This window comes from Streptomyces harbinensis (genome assembly GCF_900116145.1).
GTDB classification, from domain to species: domain Bacteria; phylum Actinomycetota; class Actinomycetes; order Streptomycetales; family Streptomycetaceae; genus Streptomyces; species Streptomyces carpaticus.
In genome coordinates, this window is sequence record NZ_FPAB01000001.1 from 198,457 (window position 1) to 221,841 (window position 23,385).

Here is a 23,385-nt window from a genome sequence, read left to right on the forward strand (position 1 = left end):
TGTGTGGGGGGCTTCCTGGCTAGGGTCGGGTCATGGGCGTTGCAGCAGACTCCGAGACACCCCCGGTCCTGGTCGCGTCCAACCGCGGCCCCGTCAGCTACACGCTCGCCGAGGACGGCACGCTCACCGCGCGGCGCGGCGGCGGCGGCATGGTCTCCGGGCTCTCCGCCCTCGGCGACGCCGCCGGCACCTGGGTGTGCGCGGCGCTCGGCCCCGGCGACCGCGAGGCCGTCTCCCGGGCCGGCGGCGCGACCCTGGACCCCGCCGACACCGGCGGCCGGCCGGTGCGCATGCTGGACATCCCCCCGGACATCTTCGACGCCGCCTACAACGGCATCGCCAACTCCGTGCTGTGGTTCGTCCACCACCTGCTGTACCAGACCCCGCTGGAACCGGTGTACGACGCCGAGTTCGAGCGCCAGTGGACCGGCTACACCACGTACAACACCGCCTTCGCCGACGCGCTCGCCGCCGAGGCGGCACCGGGGGCCGAGGTGCTGGTCCAGGACTACCACCTCTCCCTCGTCCCCGCCCTGCTGCGCGAACGCCGCCCCGATCTGCGGATCGGGCACTTCTCCCACACCCCCTGGGCACCGCCGGACCTCTACCGGGTACTGCCCGACGCCATCGCCCGGCAGGTGCTGCTCGGCATCCTCGGCGCCGACCGCGCCGCATTCCTCACCCGGCGCTGGGCGGGCGCCTTCGCCGACTGCTGCGCCGAACTGCTGGGCGCCGAGGTGCGCGAGGCCGCGCCCGGCGGCCCGGACGCCTTCACCGTGACGTACGAGGGCCGCACCACCCGGCTCGGCGTGCACGGGCTGGGCGCCGACGGCGCGTTCCTGCGCGAGCGCGCCCACCGGCCCGATGTGGACGAGCGGTTGGCTGCCCTCCGCGAACAGGTCGGCGAGCGGGCCACCATCGTGCGGGTGGACCGCACCGAACTGTCCAAGAACATCGTGCGCGGACTGCTCGCCTACCGCCGGCTGCTCACCGAACGCCCCGAATGGCGCGGCCGGGTGGTGCACGTGGCGTTCGCCTACCCCTCCCGGCAGGACCTGGCCGTCTACCGGGACTACACGGCCGAGGTGTCCCGGGTCGCCGAGGGCATCAACGCCGAGTTCGGGCAGGACGGCTGGACGCCGGTCGTGCTGCACGTCAAGGACGACTTCGCCCGCTCGCTCGCCGCCTACCGGATGGCGGACGTGGCGCTGGTCAACCCGATCCGGGACGGCATGAACCTGGTCGCCAAGGAGATCCCGCTGATCTCCGAGCGCGGCTGCGCCCTGGTGCTGTCCCGCGAGGCGGGCGCCGCCGCCGAACTCGGCGACGACGCCCTGCTGGTCAACCCCTACGACATCGCCGGCACCGCCGAGGCCCTGCACCGCGCGCTGACCATGGACGCGGACGAACGGCGGACCCGCGCCGGACGCCTGGCGAAGGCCGCCACCGCGCTCACCCCACGCGACTGGTTCCTGACCCAGGTCGAAGCACTGCGCACGACCTGACGGCCGGGGCGGGGCGGGCCAGGCCGGGCCAGGCCGGGGCCAACCGAGGGCCCGCTCCAGACGGCCGGGTCCGGCTCGGCCCCCCGCAGGGGTCAGCCGCAGACCGCCCGGTCCACCAGGTCGTAGCCCGCCTGGAACTGCGCCTCGGCCTTCTCCTGGTCGTCCAGCCACAGGGTGAACCCGGCCGCCGCCGCCGAGTAGCGGCCGTCGCCGCTCACCCCGCCCTCCGAGACGGTGCCGAACGAGGTGCCGCCGTGGAACCACAGCCCGCCGTCCGCACAGCGCCCCGGGTCGGCGCCCGCCACCGGGCGCCACACGATGCCGAGCCCGTACCCGGCGCCCGGCGCGAACTCCTCGGCGGGCACGGTCTCCTTCATCGTCTCCAGCGTCGCCGGCTCCAGCAGTTCACCGCCGAGGAGCGCCCGCAGGAAGGTGTTCATGTCGGCGGTGGTGCTGATGATGGCCCCGTCCGCCCCGGCGTCCGCCATGATCGAGGTGTCCGTCAGCTCTTCCCTCCCCGGGAACTGCATGTAGGCGGTGGCGGTGGGCTGCGGGACATACGCGCCGCTGCCCGGGGTGAGCGTGTGCCGCAACCCCAGCGGCTCGATGATCCGCTCGTGCACCTCGTGCTCCCACGAGTGCCCGGTCACCTTCTCGATGATCATCCCGGCCAGGATGTAGTTGGTGTTGGAGTACGACCACCGGGTCTCGCCCTGCGGATCGTCCGCGTCCGGCAGCCAGCCGGGGGCCTCGGTCAGGGCGAGGGCCACCTTCTCCTCGGCGGTGGAGGTGGCGAACCGGGTCTCGCGGTAGTTCTCCGGGGTGAGGGCGTCCGGATCGGAGAGGAAGAGAATGTCCGTGTAGTTGGCGAGACCGCTGGTGTGCCGCAGCAGATTGGTGACCGTGATCCGGCCGCCGTCGTTGCCGTTGCCGGTGACGACGCCCGGCAGCAGCTCCTCCACCGTGTCCTCCAGCGCCAGCTTCCCCTCCTGGACGAGCTGGAGGGTGACCACGGAGACGAAGGTCTTGGTGTCCGAGCCGATCCGGTAGTACGCGTTCCCGGGCACCTCGCCCTGCCGCTCCAGATCGTCGACCCCGGCCCGCGCCGTCCGGTGCGTCCCGGCCGCGTCCACCGATTCCGCCGTGACGCCGGTGGCCCCCGCGGCCACCACCGCCTCGGTGTCCCGCTCCAGCTGGCGCGCGAACCGGTCGCCGTGCCCCGCCCCGTGCTGCTCGGCGGCCCCGGCCACCGCGCCACCACCGCCCGGTGCCAGCAGGGCGACGGCGGCGATCGTGCCCAGGCCCGTGACGGCCAGCCCGGCCCGGGTCCACGCCGTGCGCCGCGACCGCGTGCCGCCGCGACCGCCGTTGTGCACCGCATCCATCATCCGACTCCGTTCTGTCAGTATCACTGCACACAACGTTACCGAGTGTCACTGACAACCACGAGCCGGATGGCCCCCGGAACCGGGGTGGGGCTGCCCCCACCCCGGCCGGTGGAGCCGACCGGGCCTCAGCCGAGCGCCGCCGCGAGGGCGGACAGCAGCCCCGCCACCCCGGCCGGCCCGTCCACCGTCACATCCGTGACCGCCGCCAGCTCGGCCACCTCCGTACTGCCGCTGCACACCCGCAGCCCCGGCACCCCGGCCTCGCGCAGCTTCGCCACCGCGTCGAACGCCGCCAGATCACCGAGGTCGTCGCCGCCGTACAGCACCGCCGAGGCGTCCGTCTCCCGGGCCAGCGCGGTCAGCGCCGCGCCCTTGTCGGTGCCGGGCGGGCGCACCTCCAGGACGAACCGGCCCGGCTCCAGGGCCAGTTCCAGCCGCGCCGCCAGCTCGGCCAGCGGCTCGCGCAGCGCGGCGAACACACCCGCCGGGTCGGGGGCGGTACGGGTGTGGACGGCCAGCGCGTTGCCCTTGTCCTCCAGCAGCACGCCGGGGCCCGACCGCTCCACCAGGTCCGTCAGTTCGGTGCGGGCCGCCGCCACACCCGGGTGCGGCGGCGGGCGGTGCAGGGTGCCGGTCGCCGCGTCCCAGCGCTCCGCGCCGTAGGCACCCAGCACGGTCAGCCCGGCCAGCTCCGGATGCCCGGCGAACCCGCCGAGCCGCACGGCCACCTCGGCCGGGCGGCCGGTGATGATCGCCAGCACCCCGATCCGGGGCGCGAGCCGGGCCAGCGCGGGCAGCGCGTCCTCGTGCGCGTACGCCCGGGTGGGGTCGTCCACGATCGGCGCCAGCGTGCCGTCGAAATCCAGCGCCACCAGCGCGCGTTCCGGGCGCGCGAGCAGCGCCGCGAGCCCGTCGCGGCCCGCCTCGGTCACCGGCTCCGGAAGGGAAGGCGAGGAAGGGGAAGAGGGGGAGGAAGGTACGGGAGGAGTGCCCATGCCCGGACCCTACCCAGCGGGCACCGTCATCTGCGCTCGCGGCGCTGCTCGCGCCGCCGCCGCAGCAGGTTGACCGTCACCGGGTCGTGTGCCAGCGCCCGCTCGTCGTCCAGCAGCGCGTTGAGCAGCTGGAAGAACCGGGTCGGCGAGATGCCCAGCCGCTCGCGGATGGCCCGGTCCCGGGCCCCGTAGTCCGTCCAGCCCTGCCGTGCGACGGCCAGCACCGCCAGCTCGCGCTCGGACAGCTCCGGCTCCGTACCCCGCTCACCACTCACCCGGGCATTTTATGTTCTTACGGACAGCCCGCTCCCGGCCCCTCCCCGCTGCTCCCCCGCTACTCCTGCGGCCCCTGCGCCTCCAGGTCGGCCGCCTCCGCCTGCTCCTGGAGGTCGGCGAGGATGCCCTGAACGTTGCTCCCCGGCTCCAGCGTGGCCCCGATGCCCTGCGCCACCAGCGTGGACACCCGGCCCCAGGACACCTTGCCCACCGGGAAGAACGTCGCCGTCGGCAGCGACTCCAGGAACGGCGTCAGCCGCACCCCCGCGTCGCCCTCCTCCGCGTCCTGCATCTCCTGCGAGGCCGGCGTCGTCACCGGCAGCAGCTCCCAGCGCTCCGCGAAGGAGTTGACGTTCTCGGAGGTGAAGACGTACTTCAGGAAGGTGCCGATCGCCTCCCGGTGCCCCCGCTCGTTGAACGCCATCACCCACGACGCCTCACCGAGCGTGGTGGTGGACGGCGCGGCGACGCCCGGCAGTTCGGCGATCCCCCACTCCACCTGCCCCCGGTCGGCCTGCCGCATCAGCACCGGGTCGGCGAACAGCATGCCCACCGTGCCGGAGGCGAAGTCCGCGTACGCCTGCACGCGGGTGGTCGAACCCGGCGCCCGCTCGCCGGTCAGCCCCGGGCCGACCAGCTCGTCCCGCAGCCAGTTGAACGTCGAGGCGTTCATCGGCGAGCTGATCGTGTAGCCGCCGGTGTTGTCGGTCAGCCCGCCCCCGCCGCTGACCATCCACATGAGCGTCTCGCCCGCCGCGTCGTCGTGCCCCAGCGGCAGCGCGAACGGGGTGGGGACGCCCGCCGTGCGCAGCGCGGTGGCCGCCTCCAGCAGCTCCTCCCAGGTCTCCGGCGGCGCCTTGGGGTCCAGACCGGCGTCCTCGAACAGGTCCTTGTTGTAGAAGAGCCGCCCGATGCGCGCCGCGAACGGCATGCCGTACTGCACCCGGCGCATCTCGCCCGCGATCGCCAGCGACGGAATGAAGTCGGCGAGCTGGGATATCGGCAGCAGTTCCTCCGCCCGGTACAGCTGGCCGGCCGCCGCGAAATCCGCGAACGCGCCGATCTGCGCGATGTCGGGGGCGTTTCCCTCCGCCACCATGCGTGCGACCTCGGCATTGGCGTCCTGCCAGCGCAGCGTCGTCACATCGATGATGATCTCGGGGTGTTCCAGCCGGAAATCGGCGACCAGTTCGTTCCAGTAGCGCTGGGTGCTGCCGGTGTCGGACGCGTCTCCGTACTCGGCGGCCACCAGTTTCAGCACGGTCTCCGAACTCCCGGAGTCCTCGCTCCCGCACGCGGTCGCCGAAAGGCCGACGGCCCCGGTCAGGCCGGCCGCCATTCCCAAGAACTTCCGACGTCGCACCTTCACTACCCCTTTGTCCAGAAAAGCATTTCTGCCCCGAAGTGCCGCGCGGCGCCGGCAGGCCCGCGCGATCCTCAGAGTCTGCCTTGCGGGGTCGTGATCACGACCGTGACCATCGGTATCGCTTTCACAACAGCTAGCGGCCCGTGGAGGTTTGACGGGCACATAATTCGGGGAACGGGGACGGACCGGATCAACTCCCCGCCGACCGGCACAGATCGAGCACGGCCGGGTCCAGCATCTCGCTCCCCAGCTCGCAGGCCTGCGCGAAGGACGACGGTACCCGGCCCACGCCGTCCACACCGCCCACCCCCTCCGGGAGTCCGGGCACCGCCCCGGCCGGCAGCCGGGACGCACCCTCCGCCGGCCCGTCCGGGCCCGGCCCGTCCGCCGCACCCGGGTCCGTACCGCCGCCCGGGGACGGCGCGGGCTCGGGCACCGGATGCGGCTGCGGCTCCCCCACCGGCGCGGGCTCCGCCGCGCCCGCCTCCACCACGTCCGTACCCTCCGCGCCCTCCGCGCCCTCGCTGCCCTCGGTACCCTCGCCGGCGTCGTCCGGCCCGCAGGACGCCGGGCGTTCGGCCGCCGGACCCGCGCAGAGGTCCCCGCCCGCCGGATGCACCGACACACACCCCGCGCTGCCGAGACCGGCCAGACACCCCAGCAGTACCGCCACACTCCGTCGCATCGTCATGCCCTCCCAACGCCCCGCCCCCGCAGGACCGGACGGCCGGCGCGCCCCGGATCACCCCGCGGGAGCAACCGGTTCGCCCCCAGGAGGGAAACAGGTGGACTAGACCTGTTGGCCCCGCCGGGTGAGACTGTGCCGGTGACCACTGATCACGACGACGGCTACGTCCTCGCCCTCGACATCGGCGGCACCGGCCTCAAAGGCGCCCTCATCGGCACCGACCGGCGCCGGCCCCGCCACGAGGCACGCCGCCCCACCCGGCGCGACGCCGGCCCGGACGCGGTCGTCGAAGGCGTCCTCCGCTTCGCCCGTGAGCTGTACGACACCGGGCGCGACCGCTGGGGCACGCCCCCGCTCGCCGCCGGCGTCGTCCTCCCCGGCATCGTCGACGAGACCACCGGCACCGCCGTGTACGCCGCCAACCTCGACTGGCGCGACCTCCCGCTGCGCCGGCTGCTCAGTGACGCACTCGACGGCCTCGACGTGCGGCTCGGCCACGACGTCCGCACCGCGGGACTCGCCGAGGCCCGCCTCGGCGCGGCAGCCAAGGCCGGCAGCGGACGGTTCTTCTTCGTCGCGCTCGGCACCGGCATCGCCTGCGCCATCGGCACCGGCGGCGGCATGGAACACGGCGCGCACGGCGGCGCCGGCGAACTCGGCCACATCATCGTCCGGCCCGGCGGCGACCGCTGCGGCTGCGGGCAGCGCGGCTGCCTGGAGACCCTGGCCTCCGCCGCCGCCGTCACCCGCGCCTGGGCCGCCGCCTGCGGCGACCCGGCCGCCACCGCGGCCGACTGCGCCCGCGCCGTCGCCGCCGGCGACCCGGCCGCCCGCGCCGTCTGGCAGCGGGCCGTCGACGCGCTCGCCGACGGACTGCTCACCGGCATCAGCCTGCTCGACCCGGAGCTGATCGTCATCGGCGGCGGGCTCGGCGAGGCCGGCGACACCCTGCTCACCCCGCTGCGCACCGCGCTCACCGACCGCGCGGTGGCCTTCCACCGGCTGCCCGAACTGCTGCCCGCCGCCCTCGGGGACGCCGCGGGCCGCCTCGGCGCCGGGCTGCTCGCCTGGGACGCCGCCCTCCCCCACGCCCCGAAAGGCCCCACACCATGACCGCCAGCACCGCGCCGCTCACCACCCTGACCGGCGCCGACATCGTCCGCCCCACCGGCATCGACCGCGGCGGCCGGATCACCGTCGCCGGCTCCCGCCTCGCGGACCCCACCACGCAGACGCGGGACAACGGCGGCGGCGACGTCCTCGACCTGACCGGCCACTGGATCGTCCCCGGGTTCATCGACATCCACGTGCACGGCGGCGGCGGCGCCTCCTTCTCGGCCGGCACCGCCGAGGAAGCCCTCACCGCCATCGACACCCACCGGCGGCACGGCACCACCACCCTGCTCGCCTCCACCGTCACCGGCACCCTCGACGACCTGGCCCGGCAGGCGTCCGCCCTCTCCGAACTCGTCGAACAGGGCGACCTCGCCGGGCTGCACTTCGAAGGCCCCTTCATCTCCCCCGGCCGCTGCGGCGCCCACGACCCGGCACTGCTGCGCGCCCCGGAACCCGGCGCCGTACGCCGCCTGCTGGACGCCGCGCGCGGCACCGCCCGGATGATGACCCTGGCCCCCGAACTGCCCGGCGGCATCGAGGCGGTACGGCTGCTCACCGAGCGCGGCGCGATCGCCGCCGTCGGACACACCGACGCCCCGTACGACACCGTCCGCGCGGCCGTCGAGGCAGGCGCCCGGGCCGCCACCCACCTCTTCAACGCCATGCCGGCCCTCGGCCACCGCGCGCCGGGGCCGGTGGCGGCGCTGCTGGAGGACGAGCGGGTCACGGTCGAGCTGATCAACGACGGCACCCACCTGCACCCCGCCGCGCTGCGGCTCGCGCTGCGCGCGGCGGGGCCGGACCGGGTGGCGTTCATCACGGACGCGATGGGCGCGGCCGGCATGGGGGACGGCAGCTATCCGCTGGGCCCGCTGCGGGTGGAGGTGACCGGCGGGGTGGCCCGGCTGCCGGAGGGCACCATCGCGGGCTCGACGCTGACCCTGGACCGCGCCCTGCGGCGGGCCGTCACGGTGGACGGCCTGCCGATCGAGGACGCGGTCCGCGCGCTGTCCACCACCCCGGCCCGGCTGCTGGGCCTGGCGGACCGCACCGGCTCCCTGGAGGCGGGCAAGGATGCGGACCTGGTGGTCCTGGACGCCGCGTTCACGGTGACGGGAGTGATGCGCCGGGGTGAATGGCTGGTGAAGCCGTGAGGCCATGAAAGAAGGCCGCCCGGGGTGGGGGGTGGCGGCCGTGAGGGGTGCGCGGAGGAAAGCGCGCGGCGGGCGTCAGCCGGTGACCTGCTCGTCGGTGATCCACAGCTTGTCGATGTAGACGTCGCACTTGTCACCGGGTGTGCAGCCGATGTGGAAGGTGTTCTCACCCGGTTCCAGATCCACCAGCTTCCAGGTGCGCGTCCACCGCTTGTCCAGGCCGTCCGAGTCGTCGATGTGCGGCCCGTTGAAGTCCCGCGCATCGATCTTGTCGTTGCGGATCTCGGAGTTGACCGCGAAGCTCAGCGACTGGTCGCCCTTCACGGTGTATCCCATATTGAAGTAGTACTGACCGGGCTCGCCCTGGAAGTCGACCGTCCAGGTCACGGTGGCGTTGTGGTTGTTCATACCGCCCACGTACGCGCCGCTGCCGGACCGGGCGCCGGGGATGTTGGACTCCAGGACGGCACCGGCGGACAGGGTGACCTCGCCGGGGGCGGTGATGTCCGCCGTCGGCAGTTCGGCGTCCGGGTCGCCGTCCTCGTCCTCCTCCTCGTCGCCCGGGTCCTCCTCTTCCGGGTTGGTGTCCTCGTCCCGGTGGTCGTCGGTCGGATCGACCGTCGGGTCGCCCTGGGACTGATCGCTGTCGTCGCTGTCGCCGTTGCTGAAGATCACCGCCGCGCCGACGCCCACGACCACCGCCGCGACGACGGCGATGGCGCCGATGAGCAGCCCGTTGCGCTTCGGCGGACCCGCGTCACCGCGCCCCCGGCCGCCGTGACCGCCGTGGCCGCCGTGCGCGCCGCCGGGCTGGGTCTCCGGGGCCGCGTAGTACGCGTCCTGCTGCCCGTGCCCGGCACCGCGCTGCTGGCCGCCGAAGCTCCGCTCGCCGACCGGGCGGACCTGGTGGTACGAGGGCGGGGGCTGCGGGGCCTGCGGCTGCCCGGCCCCGCCCTGCCCGCCCTCGGGTCGATAGAGGTACCCGAAGGGGTCGTCACCCTGCTCAGGCGTACCTCTGCCCTGGCTCCCCGCACTCATCGCCCGCGCTCCTTACCCTTACCTGTCACTGCTGTGCCCCGCCCTGGTACATACGGGCGCGAGCCTACCCCGTTCGGGGGACAGCGCCGCCCTGTCCGCTCAGCCGGCTCGGCGGCGGCCCTGTGACCTGGATCGTTTCTCGACGTACATGCGCTGGTCGGCGGATTCCAGGATCTCCGCCGTGGTCATGCCGCACGAGGCCCAGCCGATGCCGAAGCTCGCCCCGACCCGGACCGCGCGGCCCTCCACCCGGATGGGCGGGATGATCGCGTTGCGCAGCCGGACCGCCAGGTCGGAGGCGTCGGCCGTGCCGAGCCCCTCGGCAAGCACCACGAACTCGTCCCCGCCGAGCCGGGCCACCGTGTCGTTGTCCCGTACGCCGCGCTCCAGCCGCCGGGCGACCTCCACCAGCACCGCGTCGCCGCACACGTGGCCGAAGCGGTCGTTGATGGACTTGAAGCCGTCCAGGTCGCAGAAGAGCACGGCCAGGCCCTTGCCGTCGCCGCCGGGCGTCTCGGGGGACCTGATGTGCTCATGGTCGTACCCGGGCCGCAGCGGCCCCGTGGCGCCGCTGTCGAAGGCGTCGGCCGCGGCCTGGGCCGGGCTGGCGTCCCGGCCGTGCCGGGCGCGGCGCGGCGCCTGCTCGCATATCCGCTCGCTCAGCCGGGCCCGCAGTTCGGCGGAGTTCGGCAGGCCGGTGAGGGAGTCGTGGCTGGCGCGGTGGGCGAGGGCGAGTTCGTGCCGCTTGCGCTCCTCGATGTCCTCCACATGGGTGAGCAGCATGCGGGCGCCCTCGGCGGCGTCGGCGACCACCGAGTTGCGCAGGCTGACCCAGACGTAGCTGCCGTCGCGGCGGGCGAGCCGGAGTTCGGCGCGTCCGCCTTCGGCGGAGGTACGCAGCAGGACGCCGGTGTCCTCGGGGTGGACGAGGTCGGCGAACCCGTAGCGGCGCAGGACGGCGGCCGAGCGGCCCAGCAGCCGGCACAGGGCGTCGTTGACGCGCAGCAGCCGGCCGTGTTCCTCGCCGCCGACCTCGGCTATGGCCATGCCGCTGGGCGCGTACTCGAACGCCTGCCGGAAGCTCTCCTCGCTGGCGCGCAGGGCTTGCTGCTCGCGCTCAAGCCGGACCAGGGCGCGCTGCATGTTGCCGCGCAGCCGGGCGTTGCTGAGGGCGATGGCGGCCTGGGTGGCGTACATCTGGAGGGCTTCGCAGCCCCAGGCGCCGGGGCGGCGGCCGTTGCGCGGCTTGTCGACGGTGAGGACGGCGAGCAGTTCGCCATCCGGGGCGTGCATGGGGGCGAAGAGGCGGTCCATGGGGTGCCACTCGTCCGGGTACCGGGGGGCGGGCCCTGTGGTGCGCCACTGGGGGACGTCGTCCTGGTCGAGGACCCAGCCCTCGGTATAGGGGATGAAGCGCAGTTCCCCCCAGCGCTCGCCCATGCTGAGCCGGCGTTCCCAGGAGGCGCGCGGGCCGGAGCGGCCGGCCACCTCGGCTTCGACGGTGTGGCTGCCGGCGACGGCGGCGACCAGGAGGTCACCGTCAGGTCTGACGTAGTTGACCGCCGCCAGTTCGAAGCCGACGGCTTCGACGACCCCGTTGGCGATGGTCTGCAAGGTGTCGGCCACGCTGCGGGCGGTGCTGAGCTTCGCGAGGACGCGGTGCAGCTCTCGCAGCGAGGCGAGTCGAACGTATGGCTCCGTTTCCGTTTCCATCACTCCCCCGAACGACCCGAATGCACGTGCAGATACACAGGCCACTGAATCACAGGGAGCTGCCCACTAGGTACACAGGGTCAGCGATAAGTCGCCTGCTGTGATTCAAGTCACACTGCGGAAGGGCTCGGTCGCACGATGTAGGACGCCGGCCCGTCCCCTCTGGTTCTGGGGCCCGATGCGCCGCACCACTGTGCGCCGTTAGCGTGTCGGAGTGCGCCTCCCCACTGAGTCATCCCAGAGTCCGGAACCGCCCGTCCCCCATTCTGGAGGAGTGAGCGAGGACGAGTTCAAGGCCGCCATGTCCCGGCTCGCCGCCGGAGTGGTCCTGGTGACCGCCCACGACGACGAGGACGGCCCGCACGGCGCGCCCGCGGGCATGACCGCCACCGCCTTCATGTCCGTCTCCCTGGACCCGCCCCTGGTGCTGGTGAGTGTACGGACCGGCTCGCGCATCGACGAACTGCTCGAACGCCAGCCGCTGTGGGCCGCCTCCCTGCTCGCGGAGGGCGAGCGCGTCATAGCCGGCCGGTTCGCCATGAAGGGCCGGCTGAGCGACCGGCTGCTGTTCCAGGAAGTACCGCACCGGCTGGGCGAGATCACCGGTGCCCCGCTGCTGACCGACGCGCTGGCGACGGTCGAGTGCCGCACCGAGCAGCGCGTCGCGGCCGGTGACCACACGCTCGTGGTGGCCCGGGTGCTGTCGGTGGGCCTGCCGCCGGCGGAGGGCGGCCCGCTCGCGTACTTCCGGGGCCGGTACCGCCACCTCGCCTGACGGCGGGCGGCGGGTGGCGGGCGGTGGACGCCTGACTCCCAACGCCGGACGCCGGACGACGGACCGATCGCTCCGCCCGGCGAGCAGCCGGTCCGGTCAGTCCCAGCCCTGCCGCCCCGAACGCCCCCGCTTCACATCCGACCGCTGCTTCTTCTCCCGCAGCCGCCGCTCGTTGATCCCCCGCGGCACCTTCGTGGCCCGGCGCGGCGCCCGCGGCGGCGCCGTCGCCTCGGCGAGCAGCCCGGCCATGCGCAGCGCGGCGGTCTGCCGGTTGCGCCACTGCGAACGGTGCTCACTGGCGCGCACCACCAGCAGCCGCCCGTCCACCAGCCGCCCGCGCGCCGCCAGCTCGCGCAGCGCCCGCTCCTTCCACACCGGCGGCAGCGCCTCGGTCGCCGCGACGTCGAAGATCAGCTCGACCTGACTGTCGGTGGTGTTGACGTGCTGACCGCCCGGACCCCCCGACCGCGAGAAACGCCAGCGGAGCTCGGCCTCGGGCAGGAGGACCGAGCCACGGATGACATAGGGGCCGGACATGTGTCCATGGTCCTACGCGCCCCCGGGGGTCCGCATCCCACTTTCGTGCGGCGCGGAACCCCACGGGCCCCTGTCATCGTTGGAGGGGTGCGGGGTGCCTACCCGCACTCGGGCAACCGATCAACCAAGCAGGATTAAAGGGGATTCTCCATGGGTGTGAGCCTGACCAAGGGCGGCAATGTCTCGCTGACCAAGGAGGCTCCCGGTCTGACGGCCGTCACGGTCGGCCTCGGCTGGGACGTCCGCACCACCACCGGTGCCGACTTCGACCTCGACGCGAGCGCCCTTGCGGTGAACGCCGCGGGGAAGATCGTCTCGGACCAGCACTTCATCTTCTACAACAACCTCACCTCGCCCGACGGCGCCATCCAGCACACCGGCGACAACCTGACGGGTGACGGCGACGGCGACGACGAGACCATCAACATCAACCTGGCCTCGCTGGGCGCCGATGTCGACAAGGTCGTCTTCCCCGTCTCCATCCACGACGCCGACAACCGCGGCCAGAACTTCGGCCAGGTCCGGAACGCGTACATCCGCGTCACCAACCAGAACGGCGGCACCGAGATCGCCCGTTACGACCTGACCGAGGACGCCTCCACCGAGACCGCGATGGTCTTCGGCGAGCTGTACCGCAACGGCGCGGAGTGGAAGTTCCGCGCGGTCGGCCAGGGTTACGCCTCCGGCCTGGCGGGCATCGCCCAGGACTTCGGCGTCAACGTCTGAACGCCGGCCCACGGCCACGACGGGGGCGGCTCCCTTCGGGGAGCCGCCCCCGTCCGGTTCAGAACTCGGACGTGTCCAGGGTGAATCCGAACGGCTCCGGCAGCGGGAGCGGCTCGCCCAGCGCCTTCGACACGGTGTCGAGGTACCGCCCATTGCGTGGGCGGGAGAACAGTGTGACGAGACTCTTCTCCCGGTCGATCAGCAGGAAGCTGGGAATGCCTGCCCTGGCGTAACTGCCCAGCTTTCTGCCGCGGTCCTTGTCCGCGGTGGAAGGCGAGGTGACCTCACAAACCAGCAGAACCGGCGCGGGGTCGTGGTATTGCTCGGAGTTCTTGAAGACTCCCCGAGGGGCGACCACCAGGTCCGGTACGACGCGATCCGCGGGCGCGTTGCCCGGAATTCGCAGCCCCACCCCGGTTCTCATGCGCAAAGCCTTGTCCTTGCGCCCCGCGAGCTGCTCCAGCAGCTCACTCACGATCTCCTCGTGATCACCATTCGCCGGCGGCACCGTGTAGATGTTCCCCTCGATCAATTCCACGCGCCACCCCGGGGGGGCTGTCGCATCCAGGTCGTCGAAGGTCGTCTCGATCACACCGGCCATGAACTCGGCGTCGGAGACTTTCCGCCTGTCCAGCCGAGGCGCTCGGTGCTGCTGATCAGTGCCCAGATCACGCTCGGGAAGAGTCACGGTCACGGCGTACCTCCTTCTTACGGAACGCAACCCTGCCAGCGTAGAAGTGCCCTCCGACAGACGTGCCGTGACCGACCACCCGAAGGTGTGATCACCAGGTGTTCGGTTTGACCGGGGCCGGGAACACCGCCGTGTCGATCGTCGCCTCCAGCGGGGCGGGCAGCGCCAGCCGCTCGCCGAACGGGACCGAGTTCTTCTGGATGTAGCGCGCACCCGAGGGCCGGGTGAACAGCGTCGTCGAACGGTAGTGCCGGTCCACCAGGAGGTACGCCGCGACGCCCGCGCGGGCGTAGGCGCGGACCTTCTCCACCCGGTCCACGTTGCCAGTGGCTTTCATCGTCACCTCCGCGACCAGCAGCGCCGAGGCCGCCGTCACCGTGGTGGCCCCGGTGCGGGTCAGCACCAGGTCGGGCAGCACCCGGCCCGGCATCTCCGCGTCCGCCAGCGCCAGCACCGGCACCGGGCCGACCCCGGAGCGGACCTCCGCGTCCGCCCGCTGGGCGCCGAGCTGGGCGGCCAGTGAGGCCACGATCTCCGCATGCCCGGCGTCCTCCTGTGGCGTGACCCGCACATGGCCGTCCACCAGCTCCACCCGCCAGCCGCCGGGCGCCACCGCCGCCATGGCCGCGTAGCCGTCGAGCGCCGCCTGCGCCGCCACGGCGGCGGCCGTTCCCGTGTTCATGTCCCCGACCATCCCAGCGCGGCCCGGCGTGCCGACAGACCGCCCCGGCGATGATCACCCGAAGGTGTGAGCTTGACCTCAAGTTCACTTGAGGTTGCACCGTGGAGCCGTTCCACCGCCGGACACCAGCTCATCGGCCCACCGGCCCACCGGCCCACCGGGAAGGACAACCTCTCCGCCATGCACGCCATCCAGCTCCACGCCTACGGCCCGCCCGAGAACCTCCGTTACGAGGAGGTCTCCGACCCCGAGCCCGGCCCCGGCCAGGTCCGGATCGCCGTCGCCGCCGCCGGCGTCCACCTCGTCGACACCACCCTGCGCACCGCCCCGCTCCCCCACTGGCCGGAAACCACCCTCCCCACCATCCCCGGCCGCGAGGTCGCCGGCACCGTGGACGCGCTCGGCCCGGACACCGACCCCGCCTGGCTCGGCCGCCGCGTCGTCGCCCACCTCGGCATGGTCCCCGGCGGCTACGCCGAACGCGCCGTCACCGCCGCCGACCGGCTGCACCACCTCCCCGACGCCGTCCCCTTCGACCGGGCCGTCGCGATGATGGGCACCGGCCGGATGACCATGGGCATCCTCCGCTTCGCCACCCTCGGCCCCGAGGACACCGTCCTCGTCCTCGCGGCGGCCGGCGGCATCGGCGCGCTCCTCGTCCAGTACGCCCGGCACCGCGGCGCCACCGTCATCGGCGCGGCCGGCGGCCCTGCCAAGGAGGCCACCGTCGCCCGGCTCGGCGCCGATCTCGCCGTCGACTACACCCGCGACGACTGGGCGGACCGGATCCGCGCCGCCCACGGCGAGCGCCCCGTCACCCGGGTCTTCGAGGGCGTCGGCGGCGCGTGCGCCCGCACCGCCGTCTCGCTCCTCGCCCCCGGCGGCGCGCACGTCTCCTACGGGTACGCCTCCGACCCCGACGACACACTGGTCATCGGCGAGGAGGAGCAGCGGCGGCTCGGCATCACCTCCGAGCAGACGCTCGGCCCGGCCCTCGCCGCCAAGATCGGCGGCATGGAGAACATCCGTGTCCTGGAGGAGGAGTCCCTGCGCCACCTGGCGGCCGGCACCCTCACCCCGCTGATGCAGCGCTACCCCCTGGCCGAGGCCGCCCGCGCCCACCGCGACCTGGAGTCCAGGGCGACCATCGGGAAGGTGGTCCTCATCCCCTGAGCGGGCCGGCCTGGCGGCCGGCCGGACGGACAGGCGGACGGACGGACAGGCGGACGGACGGACAGGCGGACGGAACGACCACCGGACGGCCGGGGCCACGGGCCGGGCCGCCAGGCCACGAGACCACCGGAGCACCGGGCTGGGCCGGGCCGGGCCCGCCAGGCCACCGGGCGGCCGGGGCCACCACCGGACGGCCGGGTTCGGACGGCCCGGCCGGGCCCACCACCGGACGGGCAGGCCGGGTCCAACACCGGACGGGCAGACCGCCAGGGCACCGGGCCACCAGACGGCCGGGGCTACCACCGGGCGGCCGGACCGCCGGGCCGCCGGGCCGGGCTGGGCTGGGCTGGGCTGCCCGGACCATCGGACCATCGAAACCACCGGACGAGCAGGCCGCCAGGCCGGGCAGGGCAGGCCGCCAGGCCACTGGGCGGCCGGGACCGCCGGACCACCGGACCGGGCCGCCGGGCCGCCGAACGGCCCGAGCCACCACCGGGGAGGCCGCCGGGCCACGGGCCGGGGCGCCAGGCCGCCGGGTCACTGGGCGGCCGTCCGCAGGGCCACCGGACCGGGCCGGGCAGGCCACCGAACGGCCGGAGCCACCACCAGGGGCCGGGGGCCGGACCGGCCCGGGCAGGCTGGGCAAGGCAGGCCGGGCCACCGGCCCGTCAGAGCCGGACCACGACCAGCGCCGTGTCGTCCGTCGCGCCGTCCGGTGGCAGCAGTTCGTGCAGGATCACGTCGGCCAGGTGCTCCGGGCCGGCGCTCCGGTGCCGTACCAGGGTTTCCGCCAGCCGGGCCAGCCCCACGTCGATGTCCTCCCGGCGGCGCTCGATCAGCCCGTCCGTGTAGAGGACGAGGGTGTCCCCCTCCGCGAACCCGGTGCGCTCCTGCGGCCTCGGCAGATGCTCGATCCGGGCCCCCAGCGGCGGATCGGTGGCACCGTCCAGGAACTCCACGCCCCCGTGGGCCCGCAGCACGGCGGGCGGCGGGTGCCCGGCGCAGCTGTACGTCAGGAGGTGCGCGCCCCAGTCGACGGCGACCTGCGCGACGGTGGTGTTCTCCGCGCCCTCGACCGAACGGGCGTACAGCCCGAGGATGTCCAGCGCCTGGGCCGGCCCCTCCGCGACCCGGGAGGTGGCGCTGAGCGCGCTGCGCAGCAGGCCCATCACCCCCGCGGCGCGCAGTCCGTGGCCGACGACGTCGCCGACCGTGGCGACGATGCGGTCGTCCGGCAGATCGACCAGGTCGTACCAGTCGCCGCACACGTTCAGGGCGCTGACGGCGGGCTGGTACCGCACGGCGGCCCGGTGGTGCCCGACATCGCCGGAGACGGGCAGCATCGCCTCCTGGAGCGCGAGGGCCACCTCGCGCTCGCGGGCGTGCGCCCGGCGCAGCCGCTCGTTGACCTCCTGGAGTTCCCGGGCCCTGGTGTACAGCTCGACCTCCAGCACCCGGGTTCTGCTGTCGTCGGGCAGGGCGCCGAGCCTGATCAGCTCGGTGACCTCCTCCACCCGGTGCACCACCAGCACCACCCGTCCGCCGGGCCCGAGCACCGGGGTGTTGACCGGGCTCCAGTACCGCTGCTCCCACACCCCGGGCCGCTCCGCGTGCTGGACGTCGTACCGCTGGAGCGCCATGCTGTCCCGCTCGCCGGTGGCCACGACCCGCCGGAGGGAGGCGTGCAGGTTCCGGGCGCCCTCGGCACCGGCGTTGTCCGGGCTGTCGGGGAACACGTCGAACACATACCGGCCCACCAGCTCCTCGCGGGAGCGCCCGGAGACCCGCAGGTACGCGTCGTTCACGTCCGCGTACACCAGCTCGGGGGTCAGCAGCGCCACCATGCTGGGCAGCCGCCGGAACACCGCCGCGTAGTCGATGCCGATCCCTGCGTCCGTCATGCCAGCCCGCCTCAGCGCCGCTCCCGGTGATCCACCAGCCTAGGAGCGGTACGGGGCCCGCGCCCCCCGAGCGTGCGCGGAGCGTGCGCCGCGCCGGGGCGCCGGGGCGGGCCGGGGGCCAGGGGGCCGCCGCCTGGCGCGGGGGCACCGGTACCGCCGTACGGGCCCGGCCTCGCCCCGGTACGTCACCCCGGCGGCCGTCACCCCGACCGGCCCCGCCGGCCACCCCCGCCCCGCCCCGCTACCCGACCCGTTCCGCCTCCAGCAGCACCAGCCGCTCCGGATGCATCGTCGGCGCCCGCACCCCCGCCTCCGCCAGCACCCGCCCCGGCAGCGTCACCCCGTCCGCGTCGCCCCACCACGGCAGCGGCATCCACGACGACACCCCCGCCGCCCGCCCCGGCTCCAGCGGACGCACCCGGTACTCCGCCGCCGGGTCGAGGCCGGGCAGTTGCACCCGCCCCACCGGCGCGGTCACGCTCGTCGCCATCTGCACCAGCGCGTACACCGCCCGCGCCGCGTCCGGCGCCACCACCCCGTGCACCCACAGCGCCGGGTCCGGGTGGTCGCCGCGCACCACGACACCGCCGTGCAGCAGCCCACGCAGCCGCTTGTAGAGCGTGATCCACTCCGCCAGCTCCGCCCGGTCCTCCGCGCTCGCCCGGCTCAGGTCCCACTCGATCCCGAAGTGCCCGAACAGCGCCGTACCCGCCCGGAAGTCGAGCCGGTGCACCCGCCCCGTGGTGTGCGCCGCCGGGGACCCGACGTGCGAGCCCATCAGCTCGGGCGGCAGCAGCAGCCCGGTCCAGCGCTGGATCCGCTGCCGCTCCAGCGCGTCGATGCAGTCGCTCGTCCACACCCGGTCGGTCCGCTCCAGGATGCCGAGATCGACCCGGCCGCCACCGGACGAGCACGACTCGATCTCCAGTCCCGGATGCCGCGCGCGCAGTTCGTCGAGCAGCCGGTACACGGCGAGCGTCTGCGCGTGCACCCCGGCCCGGCCGCCGGCCGCGCTGTGCCCGGCCTCGATCAGGTCGCGGTTGTGGTCCCACTTCAGGTACGTCAGCCCGTACTCACCGACGATCGCGTCCAGCCGGTCCCGGATGTACGCGTACGCCTCCGGGTGCCCCAGGTCCAGCACCTGCTGCTGCCGCGCCTCGGGCGGCAGCCGGTCGCCGGTGGCCAGGATCCACTCGGGGTGGGCCCGCGCCAGGTCCGAGTCGGGGTTGATCATCTCGGGCTCCACCCACAGCCCGAACTCCATCCCCAGGCCCCGTACGTGCTCCGCGAGCGGGTGCAGCCCGTCGGGCCACACCTCCTCGTCCACGTACCAGTCGCCGAGCCCGGCCGAGTCGTTCCGCCGCCCCCGGAACCACCCGTCGTCCAGCACGAACCGTTCCACCCCCACCTCGGCCCCGGCCTCCGCCAGCTCCTTCAGCCGGGCCAGGTCGTGGTCGAAGTACACCGCCTCCCACACGTTCAGCGTCACCGGCCGGTCGTCGGTACGGGGATGGTGCGGCCGGGCCCGCAGGTACGCGTGGAAGCGGGTGGACAGCTCGTCCAGCCCGCTCGCGCCGTAACTGCCGTACACCCACGGGGAGACGTACTCCTCCCCGGCCGCCAGCGTCAGCTCGCCCGCCAGCAGCAGTTCGCCGCCGCCCAGCAGCGACACGGCGTGGCTGGTGCGCTCGGCGAGGGAACGCTGGTTGCCGCTCCACGCCACGTGCAGCCCCCACACCTCCCCGGTCCTGAACCCGAACGCCGCCGTCCCCGCCACGTGCACGGTCACCGCGTCCGTCCCCGTCCGGCCGCGCCGGTTCTCCCGCAGGTGGGTGCCGAGGGTGAAGTCGTGCCGCTGCGGGCTGCGCTCGCGCAGATGCCGGCCGGTGAGGGTCAGCAGTTCGGTGGCGCGCTCGGGCACGGGGAGGGTGAGGACCACACCGGAGAGCGTGTACGGGGCCCGGTCCGCGTCGGCGCGGTTGGTGACCGTGGCCCGCTGCCGCACCAGCCCGGAGTCCGTCAGCTCGACGTCGAGCCGCAGCCCGAGCGCGGCGTGCGCGTCCTCGGCCTCGACGGTCAGCGACGCGGCGGTGGCGTGCAGCGCGGTGACGGTGAAGGCGGTGGAGAAGTCCGCGCCCGCCCGGTGCCCGGTCAGCCCGGGGGTGCCGAGCCAGCCGGCCGACTGCTCGGGCAGCAGCGCGACGGGCACGGTCTCGTCGGTGCCGTTCGGCGCGATCGGCGGCACCTCGGCCCGTACCAGCGCGGCGAGCGCCGCCTCGGACAGCTCGCCGAGGTCGGCGCCCCAGTGCACGGCGCGCGGCAGTTTCGCGTCCGCACAGTTCAGCACCAGGCTGACCCCGCCGGCCCGAAGATGAACAATGGTCCCGTCGTGTCGCATCTGCGGCCTCTGCTTGGTTGATCGAACATGTTGAGACGTGTGCGATATTTCTACCTGGAGGACAGTCCCCATGACCACCCCGTACGCCTCCGAATCCCACACCAACCCCGACCGCTGCAACTGGTGCGAGGGCGAGGGCGCCCGCCCCTACACCTGGGCCTACATCCCCGGCAACGACCCGTTCCGCTTCAAGGACGCCGTCACCCACACCCGCATGGGCAACTGCCGCAACTGCAACGGCACCGGCCTCTACGACGCCCGCCGCGACCCGACGATCCCGCGCGACGAACACGAGGGCGGCTGAGCCGCCGAGCCGGGACCGCCGGAGTACCTTTGGGGCATCCTGGCTCCATGAGCTCTCAACTGGAAGACCTTCCGTTCACCGAGTTCATCCAACGGCCCACGGCCGCCACCGGCCGCCTCGCCTCGGTGCGCGCCCTCCGGCTGCGACGCCGCGACGCCGAGGATCTGACGGTGATGCCCACCGATCGCGCGGAGCGCGAGGGCCAGGTCGTCGATTTCACCGCGCGCCTGCTCGTCTCCCTCCTGGCACAGACCGACGGCCCCGAGCTGGTCCGCGCGGCGCTGCCGGCCGCCCTGCCGTGGGTGCGTTTCCTGCCTCCGGAGGAGGTGAAAACCCTCGCGTCCGAACTCGCCGAGACCTCCGTGACAGCGACCTCCCTCGGGAACACCGCACCCATCGCCCAGCTCCTCATCGAGTGGCGGCACACGGCCGAGCTCCACGCCGATCCAGAACTGTTCCACCTGCTCACCCACCCCAGCGGCGAGGACTACGGCCCGGCGACCCCTCCCGAGGCAGCGCACGCATGACCCCCAAACGCGGTGACCGGGCGGCGCCCCCACCCCTGCCCGACGAGTACGACATCCGCTTCGACAACGGCGAGAGCGCCAAGGGCTGGGAGTCCCTCACGAGGTCACCGGCGGCGGCCGTATCCGGTACCTGATCGACGACGCGGGCAGCACCCGGTGGACCACGTACGCAGGGACCGCGCACCCCAGAGCCACCGACAGCTGACCGGCCCTGCCCCACGGGACCCGGCCGTGGCAGGCTGGCCCCGTGGACTCCCTGTGGACGAGCGTCGTCGCCGTGGCCGGCACCCTGCTCGGCTCGCTCAGCACTCACCTCTTCCAGCGCCGGGCCACCCGCAGCCAGACCCTGCGGCAGGAACGCCTCGTCGCCTACAGCGCCTTCGCGGCGACCCTGGAGGAGTACCGGCACGGCCAGAACACCCGCTGGCACCAGCGGAACGAGCCCGACCGCACAGCAGCACGCGACGAGGCCCACCGGCTGCGAACCAGCGCCCGCCAGGCGCTCCACCGCGTCGAACTCCTCACCGACGACCCGGCGCTCACCGAACTCGCCCGGAACGCCTACCGCAGCACCTGGTCCATCTCCACCGCCGTCGAGCCCGACGAGCACCGCGAGCGGGACGGCGCCTCGCGGCAGGCCATCGAGGCATTCGTCACGGCGGCGGCCCGGCACGTGCGCTGAGCACGCCCGCCGGGCACCAGCGGACAACACTTCGGCTCCCGCCGAAACGGTTCGTTCCTAGGCTCGCGGCCATGCACATCGCGATCGAACCGAGCATCCTCTACTTCGGCACCCCCGTGGTCCTCCTCAGCACCGAGAACGAGGACGGCACCTTCAACCTGGCACCTCTCTCCTCGGCCTGGGCCCTCGGCCACACGGTGGTTCTCGGCCTCGGCAGCGACGGGCAGAGCGCGCACAACCTCACCCGGCGCCCCGATCTGGTGATCAACCTGCCGTCACCCGACCTGTGGCCCGCCGTCGAACGCCTCGCACCGCTCACCGGCCGCCACCCCGTCCCGCCCACCAAGGCGGCCGGCTGCCGCTACGAGCCGGACAAGTTCGGCGCCGCCGGACTCCACCCCGAACCGTCCGATACGGTCCGGCCACCACGCGTGGCCGAATGCCCGCTCCAGCTGGAGGCGCGGGCGGCCCAGGTACGGCCGGACGCGACGGGCACGTTCCTCATCATCGAGGCCCAGGTCCGCAAGGTCCACGCGGACCCGGCCCTCACCGTCCCCGGCACCGACCACATCAACCCGGCCGCCTGGACCCCGCTGATCTACAACTTCCGCCACTACTTCGGGCTGGGGCCCGAACTCGGCCGCTCGTACCGGACCCAGACCCCCGCGACGGTGGTCAGCGGGAGTTCTTGAGGTCGGCTATGAAGGCCGACCAGGCGGGGGAGGGGAAGAACACGACCGGACCGTCGGGGGACTTGGAGTCCCGGACCGGGAGACCGGCGGGGTGGCCGTCCGACACTTCGACGCATGCCGCATTGCTGGCGCCGCTGTAGCGCGACCGACGCCACGTGAACTCAGGGGGCATGTCTGTACTCTTCCGCTACTGATGCGAGGAGGGCCAGCGAGTTTTCCGGGGCCATGGCAAGGGCCCGGCCCATGTCGAACAACCGCTGGTAGAACCTGACCTGCCCCGGGTCGTCCGTGGAGTGGCCCCAATTGATGCCGTCAACGTAAGCCATGTCCGGGCGGTCTGCGAAGTTCATGATGATCAACAGCCCCTCCATCAGCGCGTGTACCCCAGCGCTGAACGGCAGGATCTGCACCACGATCCGGCCTCGCTCGCCGAGTGCGGCGATGTGCTCCAACTGTTCGGCCATGACCGAGGGGCCGCCGACAGGCCGCCTGATCACAGCCTCATCCATGAGCGACCAGAGCGCGGGCCCCTGGGGGTCGCTGAGATACTGCGCCCGCCGCATCCTCCTGGCGACTTTCGCATCGTTCAGCTCGTCGTCACGCCGGATCTGTCCGCTGGCGTACACCGCCTTCGCATAGGCCGGCGTTTGCAGGACGCCCGGCACCAGACTCGGTGCCCAGTCGCAGATGAGTGTCGCCTGGTGTTCCGTCTCGGCGACGGCCGTGAAGTAGTCAACGACACGGGAGCTTTCCCACGTACGACGCATTCTGTAGAACAGTTCGTCGTCCGCAGTCCCGAGGATCTGGTCCAGCCGCCTGGCATCCTCCGGACTCGGCCTGCGCCGCCCGCGCTCGAAATGGGCGATGTTTCCCGGCGAACAGATCATCAGCTTCGCCAGTGCTTCCTGGGTGAGTCCGGCCCGTTCGCGCCTGAGCCTCAGCAATTCGCCGTAGAGCTCGCGCGGCAGCTGGGGGACTTCTGGTTCTTCGCCGTTGGTCATGGCGTGCAACGTCCTTCCCTACGAAATTCGCTGTGGTGCGCGGGCCCCTGGTGCATC

At 73.4% G+C, this 23,385-nt stretch carries 25 protein-coding genes; 11 read left to right on the plus strand and 14 right to left on the minus strand.

Annotated features, from left to right (window positions below; genetic code table 11):
* Positions 1–32: 32 nt before the first annotated feature.
* A complete protein-coding gene (locus BM385_RS00945; RefSeq protein WP_093841878.1) occupies positions 33–1,505 on the plus strand; it encodes an alpha,alpha-trehalose-phosphate synthase (UDP-forming) in 1,473 nt (490 codons plus the stop codon).
* 92 nt (positions 1,506–1,597) lie between these two features.
* Here the strand turns inward: BM385_RS00945 and BM385_RS00950 are convergent, their stop codons facing one another.
* The 5 genes from BM385_RS00950 to BM385_RS00970 all read right to left on the minus strand — a co-directional run bounded on the left by BM385_RS00950 (position 1,598) and on the right by BM385_RS00970 (position 6,221).
* A complete protein-coding gene (locus tag BM385_RS00950) occupies positions 1,598–2,890 on the minus strand; it encodes a serine hydrolase domain-containing protein (RefSeq protein WP_093841879.1) in 1,293 nt (430 codons plus the stop codon).
* 128 nt (positions 2,891–3,018) lie between these two features.
* On the minus strand, positions 3,019–3,888 hold the full coding sequence (gene otsB, locus BM385_RS00955; RefSeq protein ID WP_093841880.1) for a trehalose-phosphatase: 870 nt from the start codon (positions 3,886–3,888) through the stop codon (positions 3,019–3,021).
* A 26-nt stretch (positions 3,889–3,914) separates the two neighbouring features.
* Positions 3,915–4,163, minus strand: coding sequence for a DUF3263 domain-containing protein (locus tag BM385_RS00960; RefSeq protein ID WP_093841881.1), 249 nt, complete (start codon positions 4,161–4,163; stop codon positions 3,915–3,917).
* Between the two features lie 59 nt (positions 4,164–4,222).
* Positions 4,223–5,425: an ABC transporter substrate-binding protein gene (locus BM385_RS00965; RefSeq protein WP_246337901.1), complete on the minus strand. Its 1,203-nt coding sequence runs from the start codon at positions 5,423–5,425 to the stop codon at positions 4,223–4,225.
* 295 nt (positions 5,426–5,720) lie between these two features.
* Positions 5,721–6,221 (minus strand): hypothetical protein, encoded by a 501-nt coding sequence (locus BM385_RS00970; protein WP_139275128.1) that lies wholly within the window; start codon positions 6,219–6,221, stop codon positions 5,721–5,723.
* 135 nt (positions 6,222–6,356) lie between these two features.
* On the opposite strand from BM385_RS00970, the gene BM385_RS00975 reads away from it, so the two are divergent.
* A complete protein-coding gene (locus tag BM385_RS00975; RefSeq protein WP_093841884.1) occupies positions 6,357–7,331 on the plus strand; it encodes an ROK family protein in 975 nt (324 codons plus the stop codon).
* A complete protein-coding gene (gene nagA / locus BM385_RS00980) occupies positions 7,328–8,488 on the plus strand; it encodes an N-acetylglucosamine-6-phosphate deacetylase (protein WP_019431742.1) in 1,161 nt (386 codons plus the stop codon). Before BM385_RS00975 ends, nagA begins: the two co-directional genes overlap by 4 nt.
* Positions 8,489–8,563: 75 nt before the next feature.
* On the opposite strand, the gene BM385_RS00985 is transcribed toward nagA, so the two are convergent.
* Both BM385_RS00985 and cdgB read right to left on the minus strand, forming a co-directional pair.
* A complete protein-coding gene (locus tag BM385_RS00985; protein ID WP_093841885.1) occupies positions 8,564–9,526 on the minus strand; it encodes a carbohydrate-binding protein in 963 nt (320 codons plus the stop codon).
* Positions 9,527–9,625: 99 nt separating this feature from the next.
* Positions 9,626–11,239: a diguanylate cyclase CdgB gene (gene cdgB / locus BM385_RS00990; RefSeq protein ID WP_019431744.1), complete on the minus strand. Its 1,614-nt coding sequence runs from the start codon at positions 11,237–11,239 to the stop codon at positions 9,626–9,628.
* Between the two features lie 214 nt (positions 11,240–11,453).
* Between cdgB and BM385_RS00995 the strand changes: the two genes are divergently transcribed.
* Complete coding sequence (locus tag BM385_RS00995) at positions 11,454–12,014, plus strand: flavin reductase family protein (protein WP_237751209.1); 561 nt, start codon at positions 11,454–11,456, stop codon at positions 12,012–12,014.
* A gap of 96 nt (positions 12,015–12,110) precedes the next feature.
* Here BM385_RS00995 and arfB read toward each other — a convergent pair whose 3' ends face one another.
* A complete protein-coding gene (gene arfB / locus BM385_RS01000; RefSeq protein ID WP_019431746.1) occupies positions 12,111–12,551 on the minus strand; it encodes an alternative ribosome rescue aminoacyl-tRNA hydrolase ArfB in 441 nt (146 codons plus the stop codon).
* 150 nt (positions 12,552–12,701) lie between these two features.
* Here arfB and BM385_RS01005 point away from each other — a divergent pair, with 150 nt between their 5' ends.
* Positions 12,702–13,277 carry a TerD family protein gene (locus BM385_RS01005; protein ID WP_019431747.1) on the plus strand — a complete coding sequence of 192 codons (576 nt, stop codon included), beginning with the start codon at positions 12,702–12,704 and terminating at the stop codon, positions 13,275–13,277.
* A gap of 58 nt (positions 13,278–13,335) precedes the next feature.
* Here BM385_RS01005 and BM385_RS01010 read toward each other — a convergent pair whose 3' ends face one another.
* Both BM385_RS01010 and BM385_RS01015 read right to left on the minus strand, forming a co-directional pair.
* Positions 13,336–13,971, minus strand: coding sequence for a Uma2 family endonuclease (locus tag BM385_RS01010; RefSeq protein WP_019431748.1), 636 nt, complete (start codon positions 13,969–13,971; stop codon positions 13,336–13,338).
* Between the two features lie 88 nt (positions 13,972–14,059).
* Positions 14,060–14,650: a Uma2 family endonuclease gene (locus tag BM385_RS01015; RefSeq protein WP_019431749.1), complete on the minus strand. Its 591-nt coding sequence runs from the start codon at positions 14,648–14,650 to the stop codon at positions 14,060–14,062.
* A gap of 180 nt (positions 14,651–14,830) precedes the next feature.
* On the opposite strand from BM385_RS01015, the gene BM385_RS01020 reads away from it, so the two are divergent.
* On the plus strand, positions 14,831–15,823 hold the full coding sequence (locus BM385_RS01020) for a zinc-binding dehydrogenase (protein WP_093841886.1): 993 nt from the start codon (positions 14,831–14,833) through the stop codon (positions 15,821–15,823).
* Between the two features lie 668 nt (positions 15,824–16,491).
* Here BM385_RS01020 and BM385_RS01025 read toward each other — a convergent pair.
* Together BM385_RS01025 and BM385_RS01030 are read right to left on the minus strand one after the other, a co-directional pair.
* Complete coding sequence (locus tag BM385_RS01025; protein ID WP_093841887.1) at positions 16,492–17,724, minus strand: PP2C family protein-serine/threonine phosphatase; 1,233 nt, start codon at positions 17,722–17,724, stop codon at positions 16,492–16,494.
* A gap of 241 nt (positions 17,725–17,965) precedes the next feature.
* On the minus strand, positions 17,966–20,122 hold the full coding sequence (locus BM385_RS01030) for an alpha-galactosidase (RefSeq protein ID WP_093841888.1): 2,157 nt from the start codon (positions 20,120–20,122) through the stop codon (positions 17,966–17,968).
* A 70-nt stretch (positions 20,123–20,192) separates the two neighbouring features.
* Between BM385_RS01030 and BM385_RS01035 the strand changes: the two genes are divergently transcribed.
* The 5 genes from BM385_RS01035 (at position 20,193) to BM385_RS01055 (ending at position 22,327) form a co-directional block, all read left to right on the plus strand.
* Positions 20,193–20,426, plus strand: a complete 234-nt coding sequence (locus BM385_RS01035) for a hypothetical protein (RefSeq protein ID WP_019431753.1) — start codon at positions 20,193–20,195, stop codon at positions 20,424–20,426.
* A gap of 47 nt (positions 20,427–20,473) precedes the next feature.
* Positions 20,474–20,953 (plus strand): hypothetical protein, encoded by a 480-nt coding sequence (locus BM385_RS01040; protein ID WP_093841889.1) that lies wholly within the window; start codon positions 20,474–20,476, stop codon positions 20,951–20,953.
* Entirely contained in the window at positions 20,950–21,087 is a 138-nt protein-coding gene (locus tag BM385_RS01045) for a hypothetical protein (protein WP_367889582.1), read from the plus strand. The genes BM385_RS01040 and BM385_RS01045 overlap by 4 nt, the downstream gene beginning before the upstream one ends.
* 113 nt (positions 21,088–21,200) lie before the next feature.
* Complete coding sequence (gene kilB / locus BM385_RS01050) at positions 21,201–21,635, plus strand: plasmid transfer protein KilB (RefSeq protein WP_019431755.1); 435 nt, start codon at positions 21,201–21,203, stop codon at positions 21,633–21,635.
* A gap of 71 nt (positions 21,636–21,706) precedes the next feature.
* On the plus strand, positions 21,707–22,327 hold the full coding sequence (locus tag BM385_RS01055; protein ID WP_019431756.1) for a flavin reductase family protein: 621 nt from the start codon (positions 21,707–21,709) through the stop codon (positions 22,325–22,327).
* Here the strand turns inward: BM385_RS01055 and BM385_RS01060 are convergent.
* Together BM385_RS01060 and BM385_RS01065 are read right to left on the minus strand one after the other, a co-directional pair.
* Positions 22,311–22,499, minus strand: coding sequence for a DUF397 domain-containing protein (locus BM385_RS01060; RefSeq protein ID WP_026047083.1), 189 nt, complete (start codon positions 22,497–22,499; stop codon positions 22,311–22,313). The genes BM385_RS01055 and BM385_RS01060 overlap by 17 nt on opposite strands.
* Entirely contained in the window at positions 22,489–23,328 is an 840-nt protein-coding gene (locus BM385_RS01065) for a helix-turn-helix domain-containing protein (protein WP_019431757.1), read from the minus strand. Before BM385_RS01065 ends, BM385_RS01060 begins: the two co-directional genes overlap by 11 nt.
* Positions 23,329–23,385: the final 57 nt, after the last annotated feature.